Source organism: Celeribacter ethanolicus (assembly GCF_001550095.1).
Classification (GTDB): Bacteria; Pseudomonadota; Alphaproteobacteria; order Rhodobacterales; family Rhodobacteraceae; genus Celeribacter; species Celeribacter ethanolicus.
Map to the genome: position 1 here is coordinate 53,824 of NZ_LRUC01000045.1, position 20,271 is coordinate 74,094.

20 protein-coding genes are annotated in these 20,271 nt (G+C 62.4%); 5 read left to right on the plus strand and 15 right to left on the minus strand.

The window, feature by feature from the left end; translation table 11 throughout:
* Position 1: 1 nt before the first annotated feature.
* Positions 2-481 carry a GlcG/HbpS family heme-binding protein gene (locus tag NH195_RS16075; RefSeq protein ID WP_066709200.1) on the minus strand — a complete coding sequence of 160 codons (480 nt, stop codon included), beginning with the start codon at positions 479-481 and terminating at the stop codon, positions 2-4.
* Between the two features lie 410 nt (positions 482-891).
* On the opposite strand from NH195_RS16075, the gene NH195_RS16080 reads away from it, so the two are divergent.
* Positions 892-1,539 carry a GntR family transcriptional regulator gene (locus NH195_RS16080; RefSeq protein ID WP_066709202.1) on the plus strand — a complete coding sequence of 216 codons (648 nt, stop codon included), beginning with the start codon at positions 892-894 and terminating at the stop codon, positions 1,537-1,539.
* Positions 1,540-1,551: 12 nt separating this feature from the next.
* Here NH195_RS16080 and NH195_RS16085 read toward each other — a convergent pair whose 3' ends face one another.
* From NH195_RS16085 to NH195_RS16110, 6 genes are all read right to left on the minus strand, one after another.
* Positions 1,552-2,301 carry a sulfite exporter TauE/SafE family protein gene (locus tag NH195_RS16085; RefSeq protein ID WP_066709205.1) on the minus strand — a complete coding sequence of 250 codons (750 nt, stop codon included), beginning with the start codon at positions 2,299-2,301 and terminating at the stop codon, positions 1,552-1,554.
* Positions 2,302-3,747 carry an aldehyde dehydrogenase family protein gene (locus NH195_RS16090; protein ID WP_066709207.1) on the minus strand — a complete coding sequence of 482 codons (1,446 nt, stop codon included), beginning with the start codon at positions 3,745-3,747 and terminating at the stop codon, positions 2,302-2,304.
* Between the two features lie 54 nt (positions 3,748-3,801).
* Positions 3,802-4,089, minus strand: a complete 288-nt coding sequence (locus NH195_RS16095) for a 2Fe-2S iron-sulfur cluster-binding protein (protein WP_066709210.1) — start codon at positions 4,087-4,089, stop codon at positions 3,802-3,804.
* 60 nt (positions 4,090-4,149) lie between these two features.
* Positions 4,150-4,443 carry a ferredoxin gene (locus NH195_RS16100; protein ID WP_066709213.1) on the minus strand — a complete coding sequence of 98 codons (294 nt, stop codon included), beginning with the start codon at positions 4,441-4,443 and terminating at the stop codon, positions 4,150-4,152.
* A gap of 87 nt (positions 4,444-4,530) precedes the next feature.
* Positions 4,531-4,824, minus strand: a complete 294-nt coding sequence (locus NH195_RS16105; RefSeq protein WP_066709215.1) for a 2Fe-2S iron-sulfur cluster-binding protein — start codon at positions 4,822-4,824, stop codon at positions 4,531-4,533.
* A gap of 50 nt (positions 4,825-4,874) precedes the next feature.
* Entirely contained in the window at positions 4,875-5,606 is a 732-nt protein-coding gene (locus tag NH195_RS16110; protein WP_066709217.1) for an iron-containing redox enzyme family protein, read from the minus strand.
* A 292-nt stretch (positions 5,607-5,898) separates the two neighbouring features.
* On the opposite strand from NH195_RS16110, the gene NH195_RS16115 reads away from it, so the two are divergent.
* Complete coding sequence (locus tag NH195_RS16115) at positions 5,899-7,428, plus strand: gamma-glutamyltransferase family protein (RefSeq protein ID WP_081423981.1); 1,530 nt, start codon at positions 5,899-5,901, stop codon at positions 7,426-7,428.
* A gap of 48 nt (positions 7,429-7,476) precedes the next feature.
* Here the strand turns inward: NH195_RS16115 and NH195_RS16120 are convergent, their stop codons facing one another.
* The 5 genes from NH195_RS16120 to NH195_RS16140 all read right to left on the minus strand — a co-directional run bounded on the left by NH195_RS16120 (position 7,477) and on the right by NH195_RS16140 (position 13,034).
* Positions 7,477-8,505 carry an ABC transporter ATP-binding protein gene (locus NH195_RS16120; RefSeq protein ID WP_066709219.1) on the minus strand — a complete coding sequence of 343 codons (1,029 nt, stop codon included), beginning with the start codon at positions 8,503-8,505 and terminating at the stop codon, positions 7,477-7,479.
* 5 nt (positions 8,506-8,510) lie between these two features.
* Entirely contained in the window at positions 8,511-9,530 is a 1,020-nt protein-coding gene (locus tag NH195_RS16125) for an ABC transporter ATP-binding protein (RefSeq protein ID WP_066709222.1), read from the minus strand.
* 22 nt (positions 9,531-9,552) lie between these two features.
* Complete coding sequence (locus tag NH195_RS16130) at positions 9,553-10,521, minus strand: ABC transporter permease (RefSeq protein ID WP_066709224.1); 969 nt, start codon at positions 10,519-10,521, stop codon at positions 9,553-9,555.
* A 3-nt stretch (positions 10,522-10,524) separates the two neighbouring features.
* Positions 10,525-11,445 (minus strand): ABC transporter permease, encoded by a 921-nt coding sequence (locus tag NH195_RS16135; RefSeq protein WP_066709227.1) that lies wholly within the window; start codon positions 11,443-11,445, stop codon positions 10,525-10,527.
* An 89-nt stretch (positions 11,446-11,534) separates the two neighbouring features.
* A complete protein-coding gene (locus tag NH195_RS16140; protein WP_066709230.1) occupies positions 11,535-13,034 on the minus strand; it encodes an ABC transporter substrate-binding protein in 1,500 nt (499 codons plus the stop codon).
* Positions 13,035-13,600: 566 nt separating this feature from the next.
* Between NH195_RS16140 and NH195_RS16145 the strand changes: the two genes are divergently transcribed.
* Positions 13,601-14,365 carry an SDR family NAD(P)-dependent oxidoreductase gene (locus NH195_RS16145; protein ID WP_066709233.1) on the plus strand — a complete coding sequence of 255 codons (765 nt, stop codon included), beginning with the start codon at positions 13,601-13,603 and terminating at the stop codon, positions 14,363-14,365.
* Between the two features lie 3 nt (positions 14,366-14,368).
* Entirely contained in the window at positions 14,369-15,196 is an 828-nt protein-coding gene (locus NH195_RS16150; RefSeq protein WP_066709235.1) for a sulfite exporter TauE/SafE family protein, read from the plus strand.
* A gap of 17 nt (positions 15,197-15,213) precedes the next feature.
* Here the strand turns inward: NH195_RS16150 and NH195_RS16155 are convergent, their stop codons facing one another.
* The 3 genes from NH195_RS16155 to NH195_RS16165 form a co-directional block, all read right to left on the minus strand.
* On the minus strand, positions 15,214-15,978 hold the full coding sequence (locus NH195_RS16155; protein WP_066709236.1) for an aspartate dehydrogenase domain-containing protein: 765 nt from the start codon (positions 15,976-15,978) through the stop codon (positions 15,214-15,216).
* 166 nt (positions 15,979-16,144) lie between these two features.
* Complete coding sequence (locus tag NH195_RS16160) at positions 16,145-17,815, minus strand: flavin monoamine oxidase family protein (RefSeq protein ID WP_066709238.1); 1,671 nt, start codon at positions 17,813-17,815, stop codon at positions 16,145-16,147.
* A gap of 57 nt (positions 17,816-17,872) precedes the next feature.
* Entirely contained in the window at positions 17,873-19,168 is a 1,296-nt protein-coding gene (locus tag NH195_RS16165) for an NAD(P)/FAD-dependent oxidoreductase (RefSeq protein WP_066709241.1), read from the minus strand.
* A 133-nt stretch (positions 19,169-19,301) separates the two neighbouring features.
* Between NH195_RS16165 and NH195_RS16170 the strand changes: the two genes are divergently transcribed.
* Positions 19,302-20,225, plus strand: a complete 924-nt coding sequence (locus NH195_RS16170; RefSeq protein WP_162265884.1) for a LysR substrate-binding domain-containing protein — start codon at positions 19,302-19,304, stop codon at positions 20,223-20,225.
* Positions 20,226-20,271 lie beyond the last annotated feature (46 nt).

Here is a 20,271-nt window from a genome sequence, read left to right on the forward strand (position 1 = left end):
CTCACTTCTTGATATCGGCTGCGACCACGACCTCATGGCCTTGGGGGGCGAGTAGATCCGCCAGCGCCTGAAGCGCCGCGACACCCGCCGCCGTGTCCTGTTCGCCATTGCCGCCCGACAGCCCGACGCCGCCGATCACCTCGCCATCGACCACGATGGGGAAACCGCCCACGAAGACCGCGAACTTGCCCTCGAAGGACAATTGGATACCGAAGGCCTCGTTGCCTGGCAGCGCGGGGCCATTGGGCGCCTTGTTAAACAGATGGGTGGAGCGTTTGTGCGTGGCGGCGGTGAAGGCCTTGTTCCACGAAATCTGCGGCCCGGTCACCCGCGCCCCGTCCATGCGCTCGATCAGGATCGGAAACCCGCCGTCATCGGCGATGCAGATGGTCTCCAAAACACCGATTTCCCTGGATTTTTCAACAGCGGCGGCGATCATCACACGCGCCTCTTCGGATTGCAGTCTGAGAACTGTTTTCAATGGTCCATCTCTTAGGTTGTGCGTTTCTCTTTCCTCAATTTAGTATACCATATACTCAAAATTCCAAGGGCTATTTGAGAGATTTTTGCTGAATTAGCGCCTTTAAATCCAATTTATACTCCGAATGCCTATTTTTTTGGTATACCAAATATGACGACACACATTCTGAAATGCACTCACATCCGGATTTCCCATCGCCATAGGAATCGCGCGATCCCACGCTCCGAAAGCGCGGCAATGCCGGCACTCGAACCCCGCCCCCTGCACGCGACACGTCGCGAAGAGCACGCGAGAGGCTTGGCAAAGCGTAACCGGCTCTGGTATACCGAATGCAGCATCGCGACCCCCAACCGAGAGCGGCCTTCCGCCCGGCCCGAAGGATGCGCGACCGAATATGAACAGGACATAACATGGCTCTGGCAATTGGCGACGCCCACACGCCCTTGACGAAAATGGTCAAGGATGCGCTGCGCGAACGGATTCTGAATGCGGAATTCGAACCGGGAACACGGCTTGTCGAGGGCAGGATTTCCGAAGAAATGGGCGTGTCCCGGATGCCCGTGCGCGAAGCCTTGCGGGAACTGGCGGCCGAAGGTCTGGTCAAGATCATTCCCCGACGCGGCGCGACCGTTTCCATGCCGGCTGCGGATCAGAAAATGGACCTGATCGAAGTGCGTGCCACGCTTGAGGCCCTGAACGCCCGGCTTGCGGCCCGACGCAAGGACCCCGAGCGGATCGAGGAGCTGCAACGGGTTCTGGCCGCCGGGGAATCCGACATCGAGAAGAGCGATTTCAGCGAGATGCGCGCCCATAACGATGCCTTTCACACGGCTCTGGGCGAGGTCTCGGGCAATGTGACACTTCAGGATCTGATCCGCACCCTGCGCGACCAGACCGCCATGCTGTTCAAACAGGACGATCCGGTCAAGGTGCGCGAAACCTGGCGCGAGCATGCCGATATTCTCCGGGCGGTGATCGCAGGCGACGAAGAGCTCGCGGCCATTCTCGCCTCCCGGCACGTCTACAATGCGGTCGAGCCGGAACAAGCCACCGACTGAGGTAAGCCAGCCCTACAGCAGCGCCCGCATCAACAGCCCCACCGCACTGAGCGCCGACAACCCGAGAAGGACATGCCGGATCGCGCCTTTCGGCACATGCCGCGCCAGAGGGGTCGAAACGGTAAAGCCGAGCAGAAGCGCAGGGAAAAGCAAGAGACCCAGCATGAGTTGGCGCAGCTCGAACCGACCGATGGACGCCAACAGGATGAGCGACGTCGTCGCCCCGAAGAAGAAGGTGAAATTCAGCGTCGAACGCAGGGTCGCAGGCGGGGTGTTTTGCATGACGATGGCATAGGGCGGTGCGCCCGAAGAGGTGATCGTGCCCATGATGCCCGACATCACACCGGCAAAGCCCAGCGTGCGCCAGTTGGCGACGATGCGCCAGCCGCTATAGCTCAGCGCCACCCCGATCAGGATCAGCACCGCGAAGAGAATGTAGAAACTGTTGGCACTGAGCATCGCCATGATGAAGACGGCGATGAAATTGCCGATGACACGGCCGGAAATCATCGTGCCTGCGGATTTGAAGTCGATGGCGGAGCGCTCACGCAACACCACCATGACGGAGAGGCAGCCGCCGAGCACGAGCAAGGGCCCCGGCGCAAGTTCGGGAAAGAACAGCGCCGAGAGCGGCGCGGAAAACATGGCAAAGCCAAGCCCGCCCACGCCCTGAAGAATGGCGGCCACGAAGACCATGGCCACCATGCCCATAAAATGCGGCGTCAAAAGATTGCCGCCGATCAACTCGTGCACAAGCTCCATTCAGCCCCCCAGATAGACGGATTTGATCCGGCTGTAGAAGTCCATGACATTCGCCCCACCCTGCTCTTTCGCGCTCTGGTTGGAGGAATGCTTGAAGCCGCCAAAAGGGGCATTCAGCGCCACGCCCGTGGTCGGGCTGTTGACCTTGACGACACCGTGCTGGGTCTTTTGCGCAATCTTCAGAACGGAGGCCATGTCATTGGACACGACGGAAACGGCCAGCCCGTATTCGGTATCGTCGGCAATTTCGATAGCTTCATCCACATCCTCGATGGCACGCACCGCGACCACCGGGGCAAAGATTTCATCGCGCAGAAGACGGCTGTCCGTCGGCACATCGGCGATCACCGTCGGGCGCACAAAGAACCCGTTCGACAGACCGGCGGAGGCCTCCGGCAGACCGCCGGTGGTGATCCGACCGCCTTCCTGTTTGGCGATGCCGAGATAGGCATTGACCTTGTCGAGCTGCGCCTCGGTGGCGAGCGGCCCCATGGTGACCCCCGCACGCGTGCCTGCACCGATGGTGATGCCCTCCGCCGCGCCGGTAAGTTTTTCCACCAACGCGTCGTAATGGCTGCGCGCGACCAGAACCCGGCTGGTGCCGGTACAGGCCTGCCCGGTCAGCCCGAAGGCACCGCGGCGGATGATGTCGGCGGCACGGTCGAGATCGGCATCGCCGAGAACGATGGTGGCGTTCTTACCGCCCATTTCGAGCTGACAGCGCGTGTCGGTGGTCAGCGCCCGGGCGATCTGCATGCCCACGGCATAGGAGCCGGTGAAGGTCAGCGCGTCGATCCCCGGCGTCGATGTAATCGCCTTGCCGACCGTCGGCCCGCGCCCGTGGATGAGCGCCAGAAGCCCTTTCGGCAGGCCCGCATCGAGCAGCACTTCGACCAGACGTTGCCCCATGAGCGGCGTCATCTCGGAGGGCTTGAAAATCACCCCGTTGCCCGCTGCCAGCGCCGGTGCGATCTTGCGTGCAGCCATGGAAAGCGGGAAATTCCACGGCGTGATCACCGCGACAACCCCCACAGGAGAGCGCAGAGTGAGCGCGATCTGCCCCTCCGGCATCGGAAAGCTCTCGCCCTTGAGCCGCAGCGCCTCACCGGCGTAAAAACGAAAGTTCGCGGCGATCCGGCTGGTCTCGTTGCGCGCTTCGGTGAGGGTTTTACCCTCTTCGCGGGTCAACTCCGCGGCGATGGCGTCGATCCGCGAGGAAATGATGTCGGCAGCCTTGTAAAGCACGTCGGCACGCGCCTCCGGGCCCTTGGCGGCCCAGTCCGGCCAGGCGTTCGACACGGTCTCAACGGCGGCGGCCACATCCGCCTCGCCACCATCGGGAAACAGCCCGATGAGATCGGTCAGATCCGCAGGATTGCGGTTTTCGAATGTCGCGCCGGAGAGGGCGGGAACCCATTCCCCGCCAATGAAATTGAGATAAGACATGGCTGTCCCTTTGATCTTGCGTTTCTTGGCTGTCGGGCCTGTGCCCACCAGCCTCTAGCCCCAGGACACTTTCACATCCCCACGGACGAAGGTCTGGCAGGCCATGCGAAAGCCGTTGGCCACATCCTCGTCGCTCAGATGCTTGCGCTCCTTGGCCTTGATGTCGTCGGTGTGCTCCAGCCCTTCGACGATCTTGCAGCGACAGGTGCCGCAGAACCCGCCGCCGCATTTGAACGGGATACCACCCTTGTCCCTGAGCGAGGCGCGCAACAGGTTGCTGCCGCTGTCCACGGAGATGGTCTTGTTCTCGTTCGGAATGAAGGTGATGCTGATCTTTTCCATAGGCTCTTCAGGGCTTTGTGCGTTTCTCTTCAACGGTCCCGGCAAGCGGTCCCGGCGGCCTCAGACGAGGCGCAACTCGATGTCCATGCTGCCGTAATGGGTCAGCGTATTGAGCTCTTCGCGCGCCTCTTCGAGCGTCTCGAAGCTCTCGAACAGCTTGCTCGGGACCTTGTTGGTGATATGCGGCGGCGCGTCTTCGATGATGGTGATCCGGTCCACGCCATTGAGTTCGGCGATGGTAAAATTGGCGCGTTTGCGACCGTAGAAGATGTAGTCATAGGACTCGACGGAGGTGACGCCCTCGCCCATGACGGTGTGGAATTCTTCGGGTTTCGTGGTCAGGATGACGAACATGGCTGTCCCTCGTAGAAAATGGCAGATTGTGGGTCGGGAGCGGCCCGCCTCAGACAGCGGAACCGGCGCGGCGCAGGTGTCTTGCGCTCAGACGTCCTGCGTCAACTCGATGTCCTCGGACACCCAGAGCTGACAGGCCAGACGGTAGCCCTCGTCGAGCTTGTCGCCCAACTGGCGCTTTTCCTTCCAGTTCGGCGCTTCGAGATGCTCACCGCCCTTGAGGACGCGGCAGGTGCAGGTCGAACATTTCCCCATGCCGCATTTATACGCGAGATTGGGATAGGGAAATTTCTTGATCCCGGCGCGGACGACGAGATTGGTGTTGGGATCGACATCGTCGACAAACACCTCGCCGCCCTTGTGCAAAGTGACTTTCGGCATGGGGTCTTCCGATTTGGAGAGGACGGGAAGCCCGCCCTCTCGTGACAGGATCAGGCTGCCAGACCCAGCTCGGCGAGCGGGATCTCGGAACCGACGTAATCGTTGTAGAGCGAGGTGGTGTAGAGCAGACGCATCTGGGCCCCAAGCTCACAGATCTTCAGGCATTTTTGCTGAAGCTCATAGGTGCGGGCATGTTCCAGAACGATCTGGTAGCCACGTTCGCCGTGGATTTCGTCGGAGACGATGTGCAGGTCGAAGAATTCGACCTCCTCATCGGTAAAGCCGTATTTGTCGCGCAGCGTCGGGGTCTGTTTGCGATAGATCGACGGCACCTGGCTTTCGAGACCGACGACAAGACCGGCGATGGCGACGATCGGGTCTTCGCGCATCGCGGTGTTGTAGCACCAGGCTTGCAGCGCGCGGGTGGTGGCGTTGGCGTTCTCGACGTTCTTGATGCGCTCGCGGGTGGTGCCACAGGCCTCACCGAAGCGGATCAGGAGATCGGTGTGACGATCGGCGGCCAGTTCTTCTTCATACATGTTCTGCAACATGAAATCCTTGGCCTCCTCGTACTCCGCGGGCAGGCGGGCGTAGACATAGGCGAGGTAATCGGCGAAGGGGCCGACATAGTGGTAATGGTTTTCACACCAGCGCGCGAGATGTTCGCGCGACAGCTTGCCACTGGCCCAGGCCAGACTGAACGGCGATGCGTTTGCGGTATTGCCGCGAATGGCGTTTTCGAGGGCTGTGCGAAGTTCGTCAGGATTAAGGACCTTGCCCATTTCCGTCTCCGTGTTGGTTATGCGTCAGGTTTTATGTGTCTTGTCGAGACCCTGTCGGCGTCAGGGGAATGCGAGATTCTTCAGGTCTCAATTCACCATACTGTATACCAAATTATGGGTCCATATCTTATTGAAGGAAATTTTAAAAACCAAAAATCAAACTATTTTATTGTTTTTGTTGTTTAAAATATAAATCTGCAAAAATTTCAGTCAAATTATGAAATACTAAATACTAGTATTTTCCATCCACTCCTGCAAACTCAGGAAGAAAATCCAACCCCAGAATCCCAAAATGGCCTCCCAGAACAAGGACCGCACGCCCGTGACCTCCCAGACGCCGCCTCCCGCTCCCTCATCCAAGCCCATATCCTCGTCGACCAGTCTGCGCGCCCGACAAGAGGCCGTCGCCACCGGCCACCCTCTCGCCGCTCAGACCGCCATGGACATACTGGCACGCGGCGGCACGGCGGTGGACGCCGCCATCGCCGCCGACGCGATCCTCGGGGTGGTCGAACCCATGGCCACAGGGCTTGGCGGCGACAGCCTCGCCATGCTGCTGCCGCCGGGCGAGGCACCGCTCACCTATAATGGCACGGGCAAAAGCCCCCGCGCCCTGACCCCGGATCATGTGGCCGACCTGCCCGGTCGCAAAATCCCCGAACGCCATCCCTATTCCGTCACCGTGCCGGGGCTGGCGCGCGGCTGGGCCGATCTGCACGCGCGCTTCGGCCGCCTGCCCTTCGCCGATCTGCTGGCCCCGGCCGCAAAACTCGCCCGCGAAGGCTTCGAGGTCGCACCGATCTGCGCCCGCGAATGGCAGATCTTCGCCAAGGTGATCCAGAACGACCCGGCTTCCAATGCAATCTACCAAGGCGGAGCCATCCCGCAGGCCGGCGAGCGCTTCCGCAACCCCGCACTGGCCGATCTTTTGGACGCCATCGCCATGGAGGGGCCGGATGCGTTTTACAAAGGCAAGGCCGCCGAGGCGATCGAGCGCGCAGCCAAAGCGCGCGGCGCACTTCTCACTGCCGAGGACCTCGCCGCCCACGAAGGTTTTTTCGACCGCCCGGTGCGGCGGATGTTCAAAGGCATCGAAATTCTCGAATGCCCGCCCAACACCCATGGCATCGGCGTGCTGAAGGCGCTCGAACGCCTCGATGCGATGAACCTGCCGATGGACGACCCGACGAGCATGGTCGAGGTGGTAAAGGCCACTCGCGAAGGCATGAAATACGCGCGGGAGACCGTGGCGGACCCGTCGGGCAACACGGTCTGCACCGCGATTGTCGACCGCGAGGGCTTTGCCGTGACCCTGATGAGCAGCATCTTCAAACGCTTCGGCTCGGGGATTGGCGTGCCGGAACTGGGGATTTGCCTGCAAAACCGCGGCCACGGGTTTTCCGCGCCTGGTCATATCAATGGCGTGGCGGGCGACAAGCGCCCCTATCACACGGTGATCCCGGCGGCGGCGCTCAAAGACGGGCGGTTTCATGCGGTGTTCGGCGTGGTCGGCGGGCTGATGCAGCCGCAGGGCCATATCCAGATGATGGTCCGCCTCGCGGCCTGGGGACAGGATGTGCAGGAGGCAATGAATGCCCCACGCTGGCGGCTCGAAAGCGACACGCAGATCGCATTGGAAACCGGCTCCGATCCGGCTTTTGCTGAGGCGTTGAGAGCCGCCGGGTTCGAGGACGCCACAGGCGCAGGCGAATTGGGCGGGCGCAGCGATTTCGGCGGGTCGCAATGCGTCATGCGCACCGATGACGGCGGATTGATCGCCGGATCGGACCCGCGCAAGGACGGCACGAAGCTGGGTCGATAAAAAAGGGGCGCCGTGAGCGCCCCTTCCCCGTCCAGCTTTCAAACGATTTCAGTCCGTAGACACATGCCAGCAGGCGGCCCAATGCCCACCGCCGTGCCTGGCGAAAGGCGGCGCTTCGCGCTGGCAATGGCCGCCCGACTTGTCGCAGCAATCGCGGTAGCGGCAGCCCGGCCCCGCAAGGTTCAGCTCAGGCGGACGATGGGCTTCGGGCGCACAATCGCCATTGCGGCGCAGCGCCGGATCGGGTTCAGGCACAGCAGACAACAGCACCTTGGTATAGGGATGCTCCGGTGCCTCGTAGATCGCATCCCGATCCGCCATCTCCACCATGTGACCGCGATGCAGGATCGCGATGTCATGGGAAATATGGCGCACGACGGAAAGATCGTGAGCGATGAACACATAGGTCAGCCCCAGCTCCTGTTGCAGGTCCTGCATCAGGTTCACCACCTGCGCCCGGACCGACACATCGAGCGCCGAAACCGGCTCGTCGGCAATGATCAGCCGCGGCTTGAGCGCCAGCGCCCGGGCGATACCGATCCTCTGGCGCTGCCCGCCGGAAAAGCCATGCGGGAAACGATCCAGCGCATCGAGCGGCAGATTGACCAGACGCATCAGCTCGCCGACCTGATCGCGTGCCTCCTCGATGGAGGACACGATCCCATGCACCAAAAGCGGCTCGGCAATGAGTTCGAGCACCTTCATACGCGGGTTGAGGCTTGTGTAAGGGTCCTGAAAGATCAGTTGAATGTCGCGGGTGAGACGACGCAGCGCCTCACCCTTGACGTTGGAAATATCCTTGCCGTCGAAAATCACCCGCCCGTCGGAGATCGGCAGACGCCGCAGGATGGCCCGACCGAGGGTCGATTTGCCGGAACCGGATTCGCCGACGAGGCCAAGCGTCTTGCCGCGCGCCAGATCGAAGGTGATGTTCTCCAGCGCCTGGATCTTCTTCGGCGGGCCGAAGGGGCGTTCGCGTTCGCCATCGAAGGTGACGCCAAGCCCACGTACCGAGAGGATCGGCATTTCGGGGGCGACGGGATGATCCGTCGCGAAACGATTGGACTGATCGGTCATCGCGCCTACACCTCCGCCTGCCTGTCAACCGGCTCAGCCCAGGCCGCCACGGAAGGCGTCCAGCAGGTGACCGTGCCACCTTCCGGCGTCGCCTGGCGCGCGGGTTTTTCGTCGCATTGTCGGGAAGCGACCGGGCAACGCGACTGGAAGGCACAGCCCTTGGGCGGATGCAACAGGCTGGGCGGCGCACCGTCAATAGATACCAGCCGCGCGCGCCGATCATCGAGCCGCGGCGTCGAACGGATCAGCCCTTGGGTATAGGGATGCTCGGCATGAGCGAACACGGTTTCCGCCGCCCCCGCCTCGACAATAGAGCCTGCGTACATCACCGCGACCTTTTCGCAAAGCCCGGCGACGATACCGAGATCATGGGTGATCAGCACGATGGAGAGCCCCATGGATTTTTGCAGATCGGCCAGAAGGTCGAGCACCTGCGCCTGAATCGTGACGTCAAGCGCCGTGGTCGGCTCATCCGCAATCAGAAGCTCCGGCTCGCAGGCGATGGCGAGCGCGATCATCACGCGCTGGCGCATGCCGCCGGAAAACTCATGCGGATATTGCCCCATGCGCCGTTTGGGTTCGGTGATGCCCACGGCGTCGAGCAAGTCGACCCCACGCGCAAAGGCCTTGTCCTTCGAGAGTCCCATATGACGGCGCAGCACCTCGACGAGATGCGCGCCGATGGTCATCAGCGGGTTGAGCGAGGTCATCGGGTCCTGAAACACCATGGAGACGGATTTGCCCCGCAGCTTGCCCGCGGCCTTCTGCCCCTCGCGTGTCAAAAGCGATTGCCCCTTCCACAGGATGTCACCCGAGGAAATCCGCCCCGGCAGGCCAATGAGCCCCATGATCGCCTGTGCGGTCACACTCTTGCCGGAGCCGCTTTCGCCCACGAGCGCCATGGTTTCGCCCGGCAGGACGGAAAAAGAGACTCCGCGAAGCCCCTGAACGAGCCCCGCCATGGTGTCGAACTCCACGCAAAGATCGCGGACTTCAAGGATCGGTGTCGGTTGTGCGTTTGCCATTGTTCTGTTCCTTGTCGTCCCATCAGGCCTTCGTGCGGCGCATCTTGGCGGCGCGGCCCCGGGCGTAGCGTTTTTCGCGTTCGGCGGGTTCGGTGGTGACACGCAGCCAGTTGGCGAAAAGATTGATCGAGAGCACCGTCATCGCGATGGCGAGCCCCGGGAAGGTGATCGGCCACCAGGCGATCATCATGTAATTCTTGCCGCCCGCCACATCGAGGCCCCAGCTCGTCGCCGGAGGTTGCACCCCGAGGCCCAGAAACGACAGCGCCGCTTCGGCGAGAATGATGTTGGTGAATTCGAGAATGCCCAGTGTCAGAAGCGGCGCGATCAGGTTCGGCAGGATGTGCTTGATGATGATCCGCGAGCTTTTGCAGCCGACCACCTCGGCCGCCTCGATGAAGGGCGTCTGGCGCAAGGACATGACGATGCCGCGCACCACGCGGGTGTAGATCATCCAGTTCGAGAAGGCCAGAACGACGATGATCGTCGTGGTCGACGGCCCGATCACCGCCACCAGCAGAAGCGTGAGCAGAAGGCCCGGAAAAGCCACCTGCACATCGACAATGCGCATGATGACGGCATCGGTCAGACCGCCCTTGTAGCCCGCAATCAGCCCGGCCATGACGCCGAAACTGCCCGCAAGCGCCACGACGGAGACAGACACCAGAAGCGAAGAACGCGCACCGTAAAGAAGCCGCGAAAGGATGTCCCGCCCCAGCATATCGGTGCCCAGAAGATAGCCGGGCACGCTGCCCTCCATCCAGACCGGCGGTTTGAGCCGCGCCATGACGGATTGCGCCGCCGGGTCATGCGGTGCGATCAGCGGCGCGAAGAGCGCCACCAGAACCAGAAGGACGAGAAAGGCGAAGCCTGCGAACCCGGCCTTGTCACGCCACAATTCGGAGAGAAAGCGCCCGACGGGAGCGAGGGACATGAGCAAGCCTTGTTTCAGGGTCGTTTCAGGAAGCGAAGAGGTTGAAGTGATGGTCATGGCTCAGGCGTCCTTGATCCGCGGGTCGATCAGCTTGAACAGCACATCGAGCAGGATGTTGACGAGGACGATGCCCACCGCCACGACGAACACGATGGCCTGAAGCAGGAAGAGATCGCTCTGCCCGATGGCTTTCATCGCGGTAAAGCCCAGTCCCGGCCAGGCGAAGACCGTCTCAACGACAACCGTGTAGCCTGCCCAGGCGCTGATCACCTCCCAGCCCGCAAGGGTCAGGACAGGCACCAGCGCGTTGCGCATGGCATGTTGGAACAGCACCCGCACAAAGGGCAGCCCGCGCGCTTTCGCGGTACGCACATATTGCTGGTTCAGCTCGTTGATCACCGAGGAGCGCACCAGCATCATGATCCGCGCCATGGCCGGCACAGCGAGCGTCAAGGCCGGCAGGATCAGATGTGCCAGCGTGCCAGTCCCCGAGGTCGGCACCCAGCCGAGCCCCACGGCAAAGATCATGATCAGCAGAAGCCCCAGCCAGAATTGCGGGATCGACAACCCGGTCAGGCTCAGCCCGACGATCAGCCGGTCGAACAGCCCGTCGGGCCGGATCGCTGCCACCGCACCGAGAGGAATACCGATCACGATGGCCAGGAACATCCCCGCCCCGATCAGCTCCAGAGTCTTCGGCAATTTGCCCAGCACTACGTCGAGCGCCGGTTTGCGTTGCCAGATACTTTCGCCGAAATCGAACCGCATGAGATCGCCGAGAAAGGCAAAAAATTGCTGGCCCAGCGGCTTGTCCAGCCCGAATTGCGCCTCAAACGCCGCGCGCTGCGCGTCGCTGGCCGAGAGCGGCAACATCACCTTGGCCGGGTCGCCAATCAGCCGGGTTGCAACAAACACCACAATCGTTACGCCAAGCACCACAAGAAGGCCCTGAACAGCTCTTCTCAAAATGAACGTCCCCATAAGTCCGCTCCATATCGTCTGAATTACGTGGGACAGAGCGGACCAGCCGCTCTGCCTGCGAGAAACATGCGTCCTGAGATCAGCAGTGATCACTCTGAGACGGACATTTCCTTGACGAGAAGTTTCGCGTCGATGCGCGGGGTCCATTCCAACCGTTCGCTCAGCCCGTAGATGTCTTCCTGATTGAGCAACGGCGCGAGATAGTCGAGCTCGAAGGCTTTCTGTGTGATCTCGGCATAGAGCGCCTTGCGGGCCTCGACATCGGTTTCGGTGCGTGCCGCCTGAATTTTCGCAGCCATCTCCTCGTCGACATTGGAGGCGTAGCTGGCGTTATACTCAAGCCCGGCGGTCAGCGGACGATCGGCATCCAGAAGCTCGTCGGAGTTGGTCACGAAAATCGCGTCCGGGCGATGTTCCTTGTCGAAGAGCTGGTTGAGATATTCGCCGAATTCCTCGATATGGATGTCCACATCCAGCCCGATTTCCGACCAATAGGCCCCCACGGCTTCGATCAGTTCGCGATCCTTGAGCCAGCGCCCGGATTCCCCCACCAAAGTGATGGTCTTGCCGGTCGCCCCCGCCTCTTCGATCAGCGCCCTGGCGGCCTCCGGATCGTAAGCATATTGCGGCAGGCTTTCATTGAAGCCAAAGCTCTTCGGGTTGACGAGCTGGCCATGGACCGGGATCGCATTGCCGACGAACAGGCTTTCGGCCAGCGCACTACGGTCGATCGCGAGGTTGAGCGCACGGCGGACCTTCGGATCTTCCATCACCGGGTTCGCGGTCGACAGGATCAGCGTCGAGGTCTCCAGCCCCTGCGTGGTGATCGCTTTCGGCACGGCGGCGGCGAATTCCGGGTAGAGGTTGCGGATCAGGTCCAACTCCCCCGCCATCAGCCCCGACAGGCGCGTGCCCGCCTCGCCGATGAAACGATAGGTGACATCGTCGATCTCCGGCGCCTCGCCCCAGTAGCTGTCGTTGCGCACAAGCGTGATGCCTTCGCCCGGTGCCCATTCGGAGAGCATGTAAGGACCGGTGCCCGCCGGTGCACGACCGAATTGTTCATCCGCCGCATAGGTCGTCGGCACCATTTTCATCCAGTACATCCGCGCTGGCAGAACCGGATCGGGACCGCTGGTCTTGATGTGAACCGTCAGATCGTCGACTACTTCGGCCCCTTCGATCGTGCCGAAATAGGCCATCTGTTCCGAGTTATAGGCCGGGTCGATGATCCGGGTGACCGAGGCCACAACGCTGGCCGCATCGAAGGGCTCGCCATTGGTGAAGGTCACACCGGGTTTCAGCTTGAATTCCCAGGTCAGATCGTCGATCTGGCTCGGCATCTCCGCGGCAAGCCCGGGCACGAGCGTGCCATCCGTCGTGCGCTCCAGAAGCGTTTCGAAGATATTGTCGGTCACCGCCCGTTCGGCCCCGTCGTCACGCTGTTGCGGGTCGAGGGTGGTTGGCTCGGATCCGATCGCGATCGTAACACCTGCGGCATGAAGCGGCAGAGCGGTGCCCAGCAAAAGCGCAGAGACGAGCGCGCGCGATAACGCGGCACGAAGTGCAGTACGATAAGGTGCGTTCATTTGTTTTCCCGTTGGCTAGGAGGTCTGTCCCGATTTTTCGGGTTCTTCTGTTGAGCGCCGACATTCCCTGACATCAGCCTAGGGAGCGGTCGGAATCCCTGTCAACGGCTTCGAGAGCATAATGCGGCCATCCGGGCGACGCGTCGCAAAACAATAGGGTGACGCACAATAATTAAGCGGATTTCGCCCACTATTTATGCGAATTCTTGGGCAATGCCGTCCATTTGGTATTCCAAAATGGTCAAGACCTCACATGACCTTAGAGTCAGCCACTCCATGAAACACAGACAAGAATCGCTTTTCAAAACGTCACAACAGGCAGTTACGACCATATAAATTGCATATTTTTCGAAAAAATCGCATCTCCCGTCCCGCATCGCCGAACGCGGTGGGAATGGCTTGTAGGAATTTTTAGTATACCATATACAGATTACGAGTTGAGACATTCCCAAACTCATACTCAAAGTCACGCCGCGCAGGTTCGGAGGTGACCGAGCTGGCGCATCGACCTCAGGTCGGCCCCGCTCGTCTCCCCACCCGCGCGGCGTGCGCATGGAACGGAACGCATGACCGACACATTGAAACGCACCCTGATCGTCACCGGCGCCGCCAGCGGCATCGGCGCCGCCATCGCCCGCAAATGCGCGGGCCCCGACACCCGGCTTTTGCTGCACACCGGCAAGAATGCAGACACGCTTGCCGCCGTGGCCCAAGACTGCATCGCCGCCGGATCGCAGGTGATCACCGTACTCGGCAACCTTGCCGATCCGGCACTCCCCGCCCAGCTCGTCAGCCGCGCCCGCACCGCATTCGGAACGGTCGACCAGATCGTCAGCAACGCGGGCAAGGCCTCGAAAGCGCCCTTCGGCCAGTTCAGCCATGACGATCTCATACGCGATTTCGCCATGATGCCGGGCGCCTTCGCCGGGCTCGTCACGGCGGCCTTGCCGGATCTCGAAACCTCGCCCTGGGGTCGGGTCGTGGCGATCAGCTCCTTCGTCGCCCATGTCCACGGTAAGGCGGGCACCAGCTTTCCGACCACCTCGGCAGCCAAAGCCGCGATCGAGGCACTGGTCGAAGCTCTCGCCCTGCAACTCGCCCCGATGGGCACGACCGTCAATTCCGTGGTCCCCGGTTTCACCCGCAAACAGGGCGGCGGACATCTGGCCGTCACCACGGACACGCTGTCCGCCGCCATGGCCGCCACGCCCACGGGCCGCCTGACCGAACCCGATGACATTGCCGCCACCGTGGCGTTCCTTCTGTCGCAAGAGGCAGGCCAGATCACCGGCACGACCGTCCATGTCGACGGCGGACTAACACTGGGGTAAGCCATGACCGACCTGACGCTCTATCTGCAACTCGGCGCGGTGCTGATCGCGACCGGTTTCGTCGCCGGGATCATCGCCGGACTTCTGGGCCTCGGCGGCGGCATCGTCCTCGTCCCCGCCTTCTATTTTCTGTTTTCCGCCATGGGCTATGAAAGCGCCCATCTGATGCAGGTCTGTGTCGCCACCTCTCTGGCCACCATCGTCGTGACCTCGCTGCGCTCCGTGCAATCGCATCGCAAACGCGACACGGTCGACATGGACATCCTGAGGACATGGGCGCCGGGCATCGTGCTTGGGGCGGTGATCGGGACACTGGTGGCCACGCGCCTGTCCTCCCATGTCCTTCTGGCCATTTTTGGCATGTTGGGCATGCTGGTCTCCGCCCAGATGGCCTTTGGCGGACCAAAGGAGGCCACCGAAGACCATCGCCTGCCCGGTGAACCGCTGCGCTCCGCGCTCAGTTCCGGCATCGGCTTTCTGTCGGTGCTGATGGGGATCGGAGGCGGCTCTTTCGGCGTGCCGGTCCTGACCCTCTCCGGCCTGTCGATGCACCGCGCCGTGGGCACGGCCGCCGGGTTCGGCCTTTTAATCGCCCTCCCTTCGACCATCAGCTTCGCGCTGCATGGCTGGGAACTGACCGACAAACCGCCCTTTTCCCTCGGGCTAATCAACCTCCCGGCCTTTGCCGCCACCATCGCAATGACCCTGATCTCCACACCTCTGGGCGTCGCGCTCGCCCATAAGCTGCCCGCGAAAAAGCTCAAGCGGCTCTTCGCGGTCTTCCTGTTCCTCACCGCTGCGCGGATGTTGATGAAAGCCTTCGGGAGCTGACCCCAAGGGATCGGGCGTCACGCGATGCTGAGGCCCGATCCGCCCAACAGCCGCCGCACCGAGCCGACGGCAGAGCGCGGCGTATAAGCCCCACTCACCCCGCCAAGAGATTGGGACGACACGCGAATATCCCATTCGAGCCCCTGCCCTTCGACATGGATCAGATGTTCCATCGTCGCCTTGCCCGGCTCCGCGACCACACGGCTCTGCGTCCGGTCGAACCCGATCCCGGCCAGCGCGATGGCGGCATGGACATTGACGTTGCGGGGGAATTGCAGGCAGGCCTCGCGCGCCGTTCCCTCGAACAGCGGACCCGCCGCATCCTCGGCAAGCCCGAGGCTCGGCCCGCTCTTGACCGTGGTGATCGTCACACGTTCGATCACATCGCGCCCGTCCGCCAGACCGTCGAGCGCCATGACCGCACCATGCGGCACGAAAAACCGCGTCCCCGCCGCCGCACAGGCTGCGCGCACCGCATGCTCCGTTTCCGGGCGCGACAACGCAGTGCAACTGAAGGCGCAGAGATCGCTGTTGGCGAGGAGCGCCGCACCGTGCGCATGGATCACCTCCGGCACCGCCGCTTCGATCACCAGATCGACCTCACAGCTCAGAGCTTCCGCCATCTCGGTCAGGATCAACGCCTCCGGCACCCCTTCCGGTTTGCGGCGACCGGCCAGCATATAGACCAGCTCGACGCCTTCCATCTCCGCCAGCGCATCGTGAATGGCGACACCGATCTTGCCGGCCCCGAGGATGCCGATCTTGCGCGAAATAGAGGTCATGAGGAGCGGCCTTCTTATCAGGTTTCAAAGTCGTGAGAATTGACCATAAATCCTCATTTTCGTCAATGAATACAGCATGTTTTGAGATTTATTTTCAGCACAAACACAAGGCGAAACCCGGCTCTTTTGCCACGAATTTGTGCGCCCCGCCCGGATGCCTCGAAACTCACCCCGCAAGTGCCACAGGTCCCTGTTCCGCATAGAGATCGCCCGGCCCCGGATTGGCCGGATCGGAACCGCCGCCGAGATGCGCAACGATGCCCCAGACCGCGTTCAGCCCGGTCTGAACCGCCCCCTCGACCCAGGCCGGGGTCCAGCTCACACTGTCGCCGGCAAGGAAAATTCCGCGCTGTTCCGCGGGCATGTCACCCTGCATGAAATGGCTGTAAACCCGGTGGTTGTAGCGGTAATGGCCCGGCAACGCCCCCTTGAAGGCACCGAGGAAATTCTCGTCCGCCTCCCAGCTGATGCATTTCGGCACGCCCCGGATATGGCTTGCAATATCGACCTCCGGGTAGATTTTCCCCAAGGCTTTCAAAGCCAGATCCACACGCTTCTCATCGCTCAGCGGCAGCAGCTTGAGCGCATCCGTCATCCAGGCATACGAGAGGCAGATCACCCCCGGCTGATCCGGGCCGTTATCGAAGAAATAGGTGCCCCGGGTGATCCGGTCGGTCAGTGTCATGGACATGACGGGCCGCCCGGTCTTCGGATCCACGTCATTCCAGAACGGCCGATCCACCATGACGAATGTTTTGGCCGCCTGCATGTAACGCGTCCGGTCGAGCGCCATCCAGAGCGGCTGGGCAAAAAGCTCCTCATCCACCTCGATCGCCGTGGTCAGGAGGTGGCTCTGACAGGTCACGAGCACCGCTTCATACGCCGCCTCATTGCCCCATTGATCCGTGACCAGAAGCGGGCCATTCCGATTGGAACGGGAAATCTTCATGACTCTTGAACGGGTTGCGCCGCCATGCAGAGAGGCGAGCGAGGTGCCTTCCGGCCAAGATGCGCAAGGCGGCGCGGCGTGCCACAGACGGCGCAAGACGCTTTCGACCCCGCCGACGACATAGCGCTGATCGTCGTCAAATCCGAGCAGGTTCACCCGCAGGATTTCCAGCATCGAGTTCGGGAAATCGGAATCCCAGCCGCCGGTGCCGAAGCCCACCTGGCCGAACACTTCGCGATGTCGGAAGCTGAGGGACTGGAACGCGTCGGAACTCGTGACGAAATCGTAGAAGGTGCGTTCGTCCCAGGCCGCGACGAGGGGATTCCACAGGGATTTGACCCGCGCGGCATCCTTGGCGCGGATGGCATTCTGCAATTCGGTGAAGGCCGCTCCCCCGTCGAGCGCCTGCGCATAGGCCGTCGCAATCTCCTGATAAAGGGCGGGTAACTCCTTCAAGTCACGGGCAAAAACCGTTTCCCCCTCAAGGTCGATCACGGTCGAACCGGCGGCACTGGTCAAAGGGTTCGGGAAGGGTTTCGTCGTGAGCCCCATGAGATCGAGATAATGGTAGAACCCCGCCGAGGAGGCGGGAAAGCGCATGCCGCCCATCTCGGCAATCACAGGCGGAGAGCCTTCGAACCCCGTGCCGTCGAAACTCTCGGATCGCAGCCGTCCTCCGAAACGCGACGCCTCGTAAATCACGGGCTTCAAACCGATTTTCATCAATTCATAAGCCGCGATCACGCCCGAGGCCCCGGCCCCGATCACCGCCACCTCGGTGCCCAGAACGTCCTTCGGCACAGCGCCCAACCCCGCCGGATGGGCGAGCCAGTCGTCATGGGCAAAGGTGAAATCGGGCCCGAAGGCGGTCAGCGGCGGCAGGGTCATGGCAGGATCTTTCCGGTCAAAACGAAGGGGCGGCAAAACGTCGGATTGGCGTCGGATTTATGTCGGACCTCTGAGGGCGACACCACGCCCGAAGCGCGCGGGAGAGAACGGCGCGGAATCGCGGCGCGGAGGACGTCCGGCGATCAGATCGGCAACGATCTCCGCCGTGGCCGGGGCCGAGGCGAGGCCGACGTGACCGTGCCCGAAGGCATGGATCACCTCCGGCACCGCCGAGGCCCTGCCGATCACCGGCTTGCCATCGGGCATGGACGGACGACACCCCATCCAGCGTTTCAGATCATGCGACCGACCGGCCAGTGCCGGATAACTGCGCTTCAGATGCGACAGCAAAACTTCCGCCCGCGCCCAGTTCGGCGGCGCATCCGGGACGGCGATTTCCACCTGCCCGGCGGCGCGCAGCCCTCCGCGCGTGGTGACATTGGCCATTTTGCCGTCCTGCGGCATCACCGGCACATCGAGGCGAAACGGCGCATCGGCGATCTCCACATGATAGCCCCGCTCGGCGGCCAGCGGCAGACGATCCCCCGCCTCGGTCGCAAAAGGCGCTGAGGCGATCCCGGCGGCGATCACCGCCCGGTCACAGAGCAGATCTCCACCCGCGCAGCGCAGCCCCCGCAATTGACCGCCCGAAAGATGGAGCCCCAGAACCCGGTCCTGCCGCAGCTCCGCACCCGAGACGGTGAGATAACGCGCCAGACCGGCGACATAGCCGCCGGGGTCGACGCAATGCGCGCCCTCGGAGATCAGGATACCGAAACCGTAGTCAGACGAAAGATCGGGAGCCAGAGCGCGCAGCCGCGCAGCGGTGCAGTCCTCCATGACAACGCCACATTCGGCCCGGATCTGCCACCCCGAACATTCGGCCTGCCATGCCGCGCGATCCCGGAAAGCGTAGAGCAAACCGGTCTGGCGGATCAGATCAGACTGCCCCGTGCGGGCCGCGAGTTCCGCGTGGCGCGCCGGAGCGTCCCGCAGCAACAGGTTGAGATCCCCGGCGATGCGGGCGACATTACCCGGGCGGTTCCCGGCACGCAGGAACGCCCAAAGCCAAGGCAGCAGTCCCGGCAGATCGCGCAGCCGGACGGAAAGCGCCCCGGTCGGATCGAGCAGCATTTTCGGCACCTGCCGCCATAGCCCCGGAGCCGACATCGGCAGAACAGAGGCCGGACTGATGAACGCGCCATTGCCATAGCTCGCGGCCTGCGCGCCCCCGGGCGCAGCGGGATCGACCACAGTCACCCTGTGACCTTCGGACAGGAGCCGTTCGGCCACACAAAGCCCGACAATGCCCGCGCCGATCACGGCGATATGTCTGGAATGAAAATTGCTCATGCTCGGCCAATCCCGCAGAGGCAGCTTTGCAGGCCACCTGTGAGGGAGGACGTCGTGACCCTTGTTTCGGATGTGTTTGAAACAGTTTGCCAGAGGGTGCGAAAAAAGGAAGGATGCAAAAAACCATTCCGACATGAGTTTTACTCATGAGAAAGACCGGTCCCCGATGCGCCGTTTCATCCCCTCCCTCGCCGCGCTCGAATGTTTCGAAGCCGCCGCGCGGCATCGCAGCTTCACCCATGCCGCGCAGGATCTCGGCATCACGCAAAGCGGGGTCAGCCGACAGATCGCCGCGCTGGAACAATTCCTCGGCCTCAAACTGTTTCAGCGCATCGGCTCGCGCCTCGTCCTGACCGAGGTGGGAGAGGCCTATCTGAGGGACACGCATCGCCTGCTGTCCGATCTGGAAAACTCGGCGATCGACGCGGTGCGCGGGCAGAGCCTGAGCGGGGTCTTCACCCTCGCGGCGCCCACCGGCTTTGCCACCCATTGGCTGATCCCGCGCCTCGCCCGGTTGCGGGCGGCGCAGCCGGAACTGTTGATCGAGATTCGCATGCAGGATGACAAGGTGCCACCGCAGGAGAGCCGCGCCGATCTGATTGTCCGGCGAGGTGGCGGCGCATGGGCCGGGGTTCGGGCGGAGCCGCTTACCCCCGAAGAGCTGACCGTGATCGCCGCGCCAGACCTGCCCGGACTGCAAATGCCGCTCGACATCCTGGATTTCGACCGACTGCCATCGTTGCAAAACGCCAAACGCCCGGACCTCTGGCTGACATGGCTGCGCGGCACGGCGGTGGCGTACAAGGGGGCGATCCTGGGGCCACGGTTCGACAGCAGCGCGGCGCTGATCGCAGGTGCGCGCCACGGGCTCGGGCTGGCGCTGGTGCCCCGCATGTATGTCGCGCGGGAGATCGGAGACGGGCACCTCATGGAGCCGTTTGCGGGCAAGACCCACAGCGCCGAGAGTTTCTGGGCACTGCGCCCGGAACACCTGCCGCCGCATCCGCGAAGCGCACAGGTCCTGGCCTGGCTCAAGAGGGAAATGAAAGCCGCATGAGGCGGCACGGCACACCGCCGAGACCCGACGACGGTCGGGCGTTTCA

Excerpts from the sequence above, each read along its gene's own strand:
- NH195_RS16080 (WP_066709202.1), top strand. The coding sequence starts at position 892 with ATGGCTCTGGCAATTGGCGACGCCCACACGCCCTTGACGAAAATGGTC.
- NH195_RS16085 (WP_066709205.1), bottom strand. The coding sequence starts at position 2,301 with ATGGAGCTTGTGCACGAGTTGATCGGCGGCAATCTTTTGACGCCGCAT.
- NH195_RS16090 (WP_066709207.1), bottom strand. The coding sequence starts at position 3,747 with ATGTCTTATCTCAATTTCATTGGCGGGGAATGGGTTCCCGCCCTCTCC.
- NH195_RS16095 (WP_066709210.1), bottom strand. The coding sequence starts at position 4,089 with ATGGAAAAGATCAGCATCACCTTCATTCCGAACGAGAACAAGACCATC.
- NH195_RS16100 (WP_066709213.1), bottom strand. The coding sequence starts at position 4,443 with ATGTTCGTCATCCTGACCACGAAACCCGAAGAATTCCACACCGTCATG.
- NH195_RS16105 (WP_066709215.1), bottom strand. The coding sequence starts at position 4,824 with ATGCCGAAAGTCACTTTGCACAAGGGCGGCGAGGTGTTTGTCGACGAT.
- NH195_RS16110 (WP_066709217.1), bottom strand. The coding sequence starts at position 5,606 with ATGGGCAAGGTCCTTAATCCTGACGAACTTCGCACAGCCCTCGAAAAC.
- NH195_RS16115 (WP_081423981.1), top strand. The coding sequence starts at position 5,899 with ATGGCCTCCCAGAACAAGGACCGCACGCCCGTGACCTCCCAGACGCCG.
- NH195_RS16120 (WP_066709219.1), bottom strand. The coding sequence starts at position 8,505 with ATGACCGATCAGTCCAATCGTTTCGCGACGGATCATCCCGTCGCCCCC.
- NH195_RS16125 (WP_066709222.1), bottom strand. The coding sequence starts at position 9,530 with ATGGCAAACGCACAACCGACACCGATCCTTGAAGTCCGCGATCTTTGC.
- NH195_RS16130 (WP_066709224.1), bottom strand. The coding sequence starts at position 10,521 with ATGACCATCACTTCAACCTCTTCGCTTCCTGAAACGACCCTGAAACAA.
- NH195_RS16135 (WP_066709227.1), bottom strand. The coding sequence starts at position 11,445 with ATGGGGACGTTCATTTTGAGAAGAGCTGTTCAGGGCCTTCTTGTGGTG.
- NH195_RS16140 (WP_066709230.1), bottom strand. The coding sequence starts at position 13,034 with ATGAACGCACCTTATCGTACTGCACTTCGTGCCGCGTTATCGCGCGCG.
- NH195_RS16145 (WP_066709233.1), top strand. The coding sequence starts at position 13,601 with ATGACCGACACATTGAAACGCACCCTGATCGTCACCGGCGCCGCCAGC.
- NH195_RS16150 (WP_066709235.1), top strand. The coding sequence starts at position 14,369 with ATGACCGACCTGACGCTCTATCTGCAACTCGGCGCGGTGCTGATCGCG.
- NH195_RS16155 (WP_066709236.1), bottom strand. The coding sequence starts at position 15,978 with ATGACCTCTATTTCGCGCAAGATCGGCATCCTCGGGGCCGGCAAGATC.
- NH195_RS16160 (WP_066709238.1), bottom strand. The coding sequence starts at position 17,815 with ATGACCCTGCCGCCGCTGACCGCCTTCGGGCCCGATTTCACCTTTGCC.
- NH195_RS16165 (WP_066709241.1), bottom strand. The coding sequence starts at position 19,168 with ATGAGCAATTTTCATTCCAGACATATCGCCGTGATCGGCGCGGGCATT.
- NH195_RS16170 (WP_162265884.1), top strand. The coding sequence starts at position 19,302 with ATGAGTTTTACTCATGAGAAAGACCGGTCCCCGATGCGCCGTTTCATC.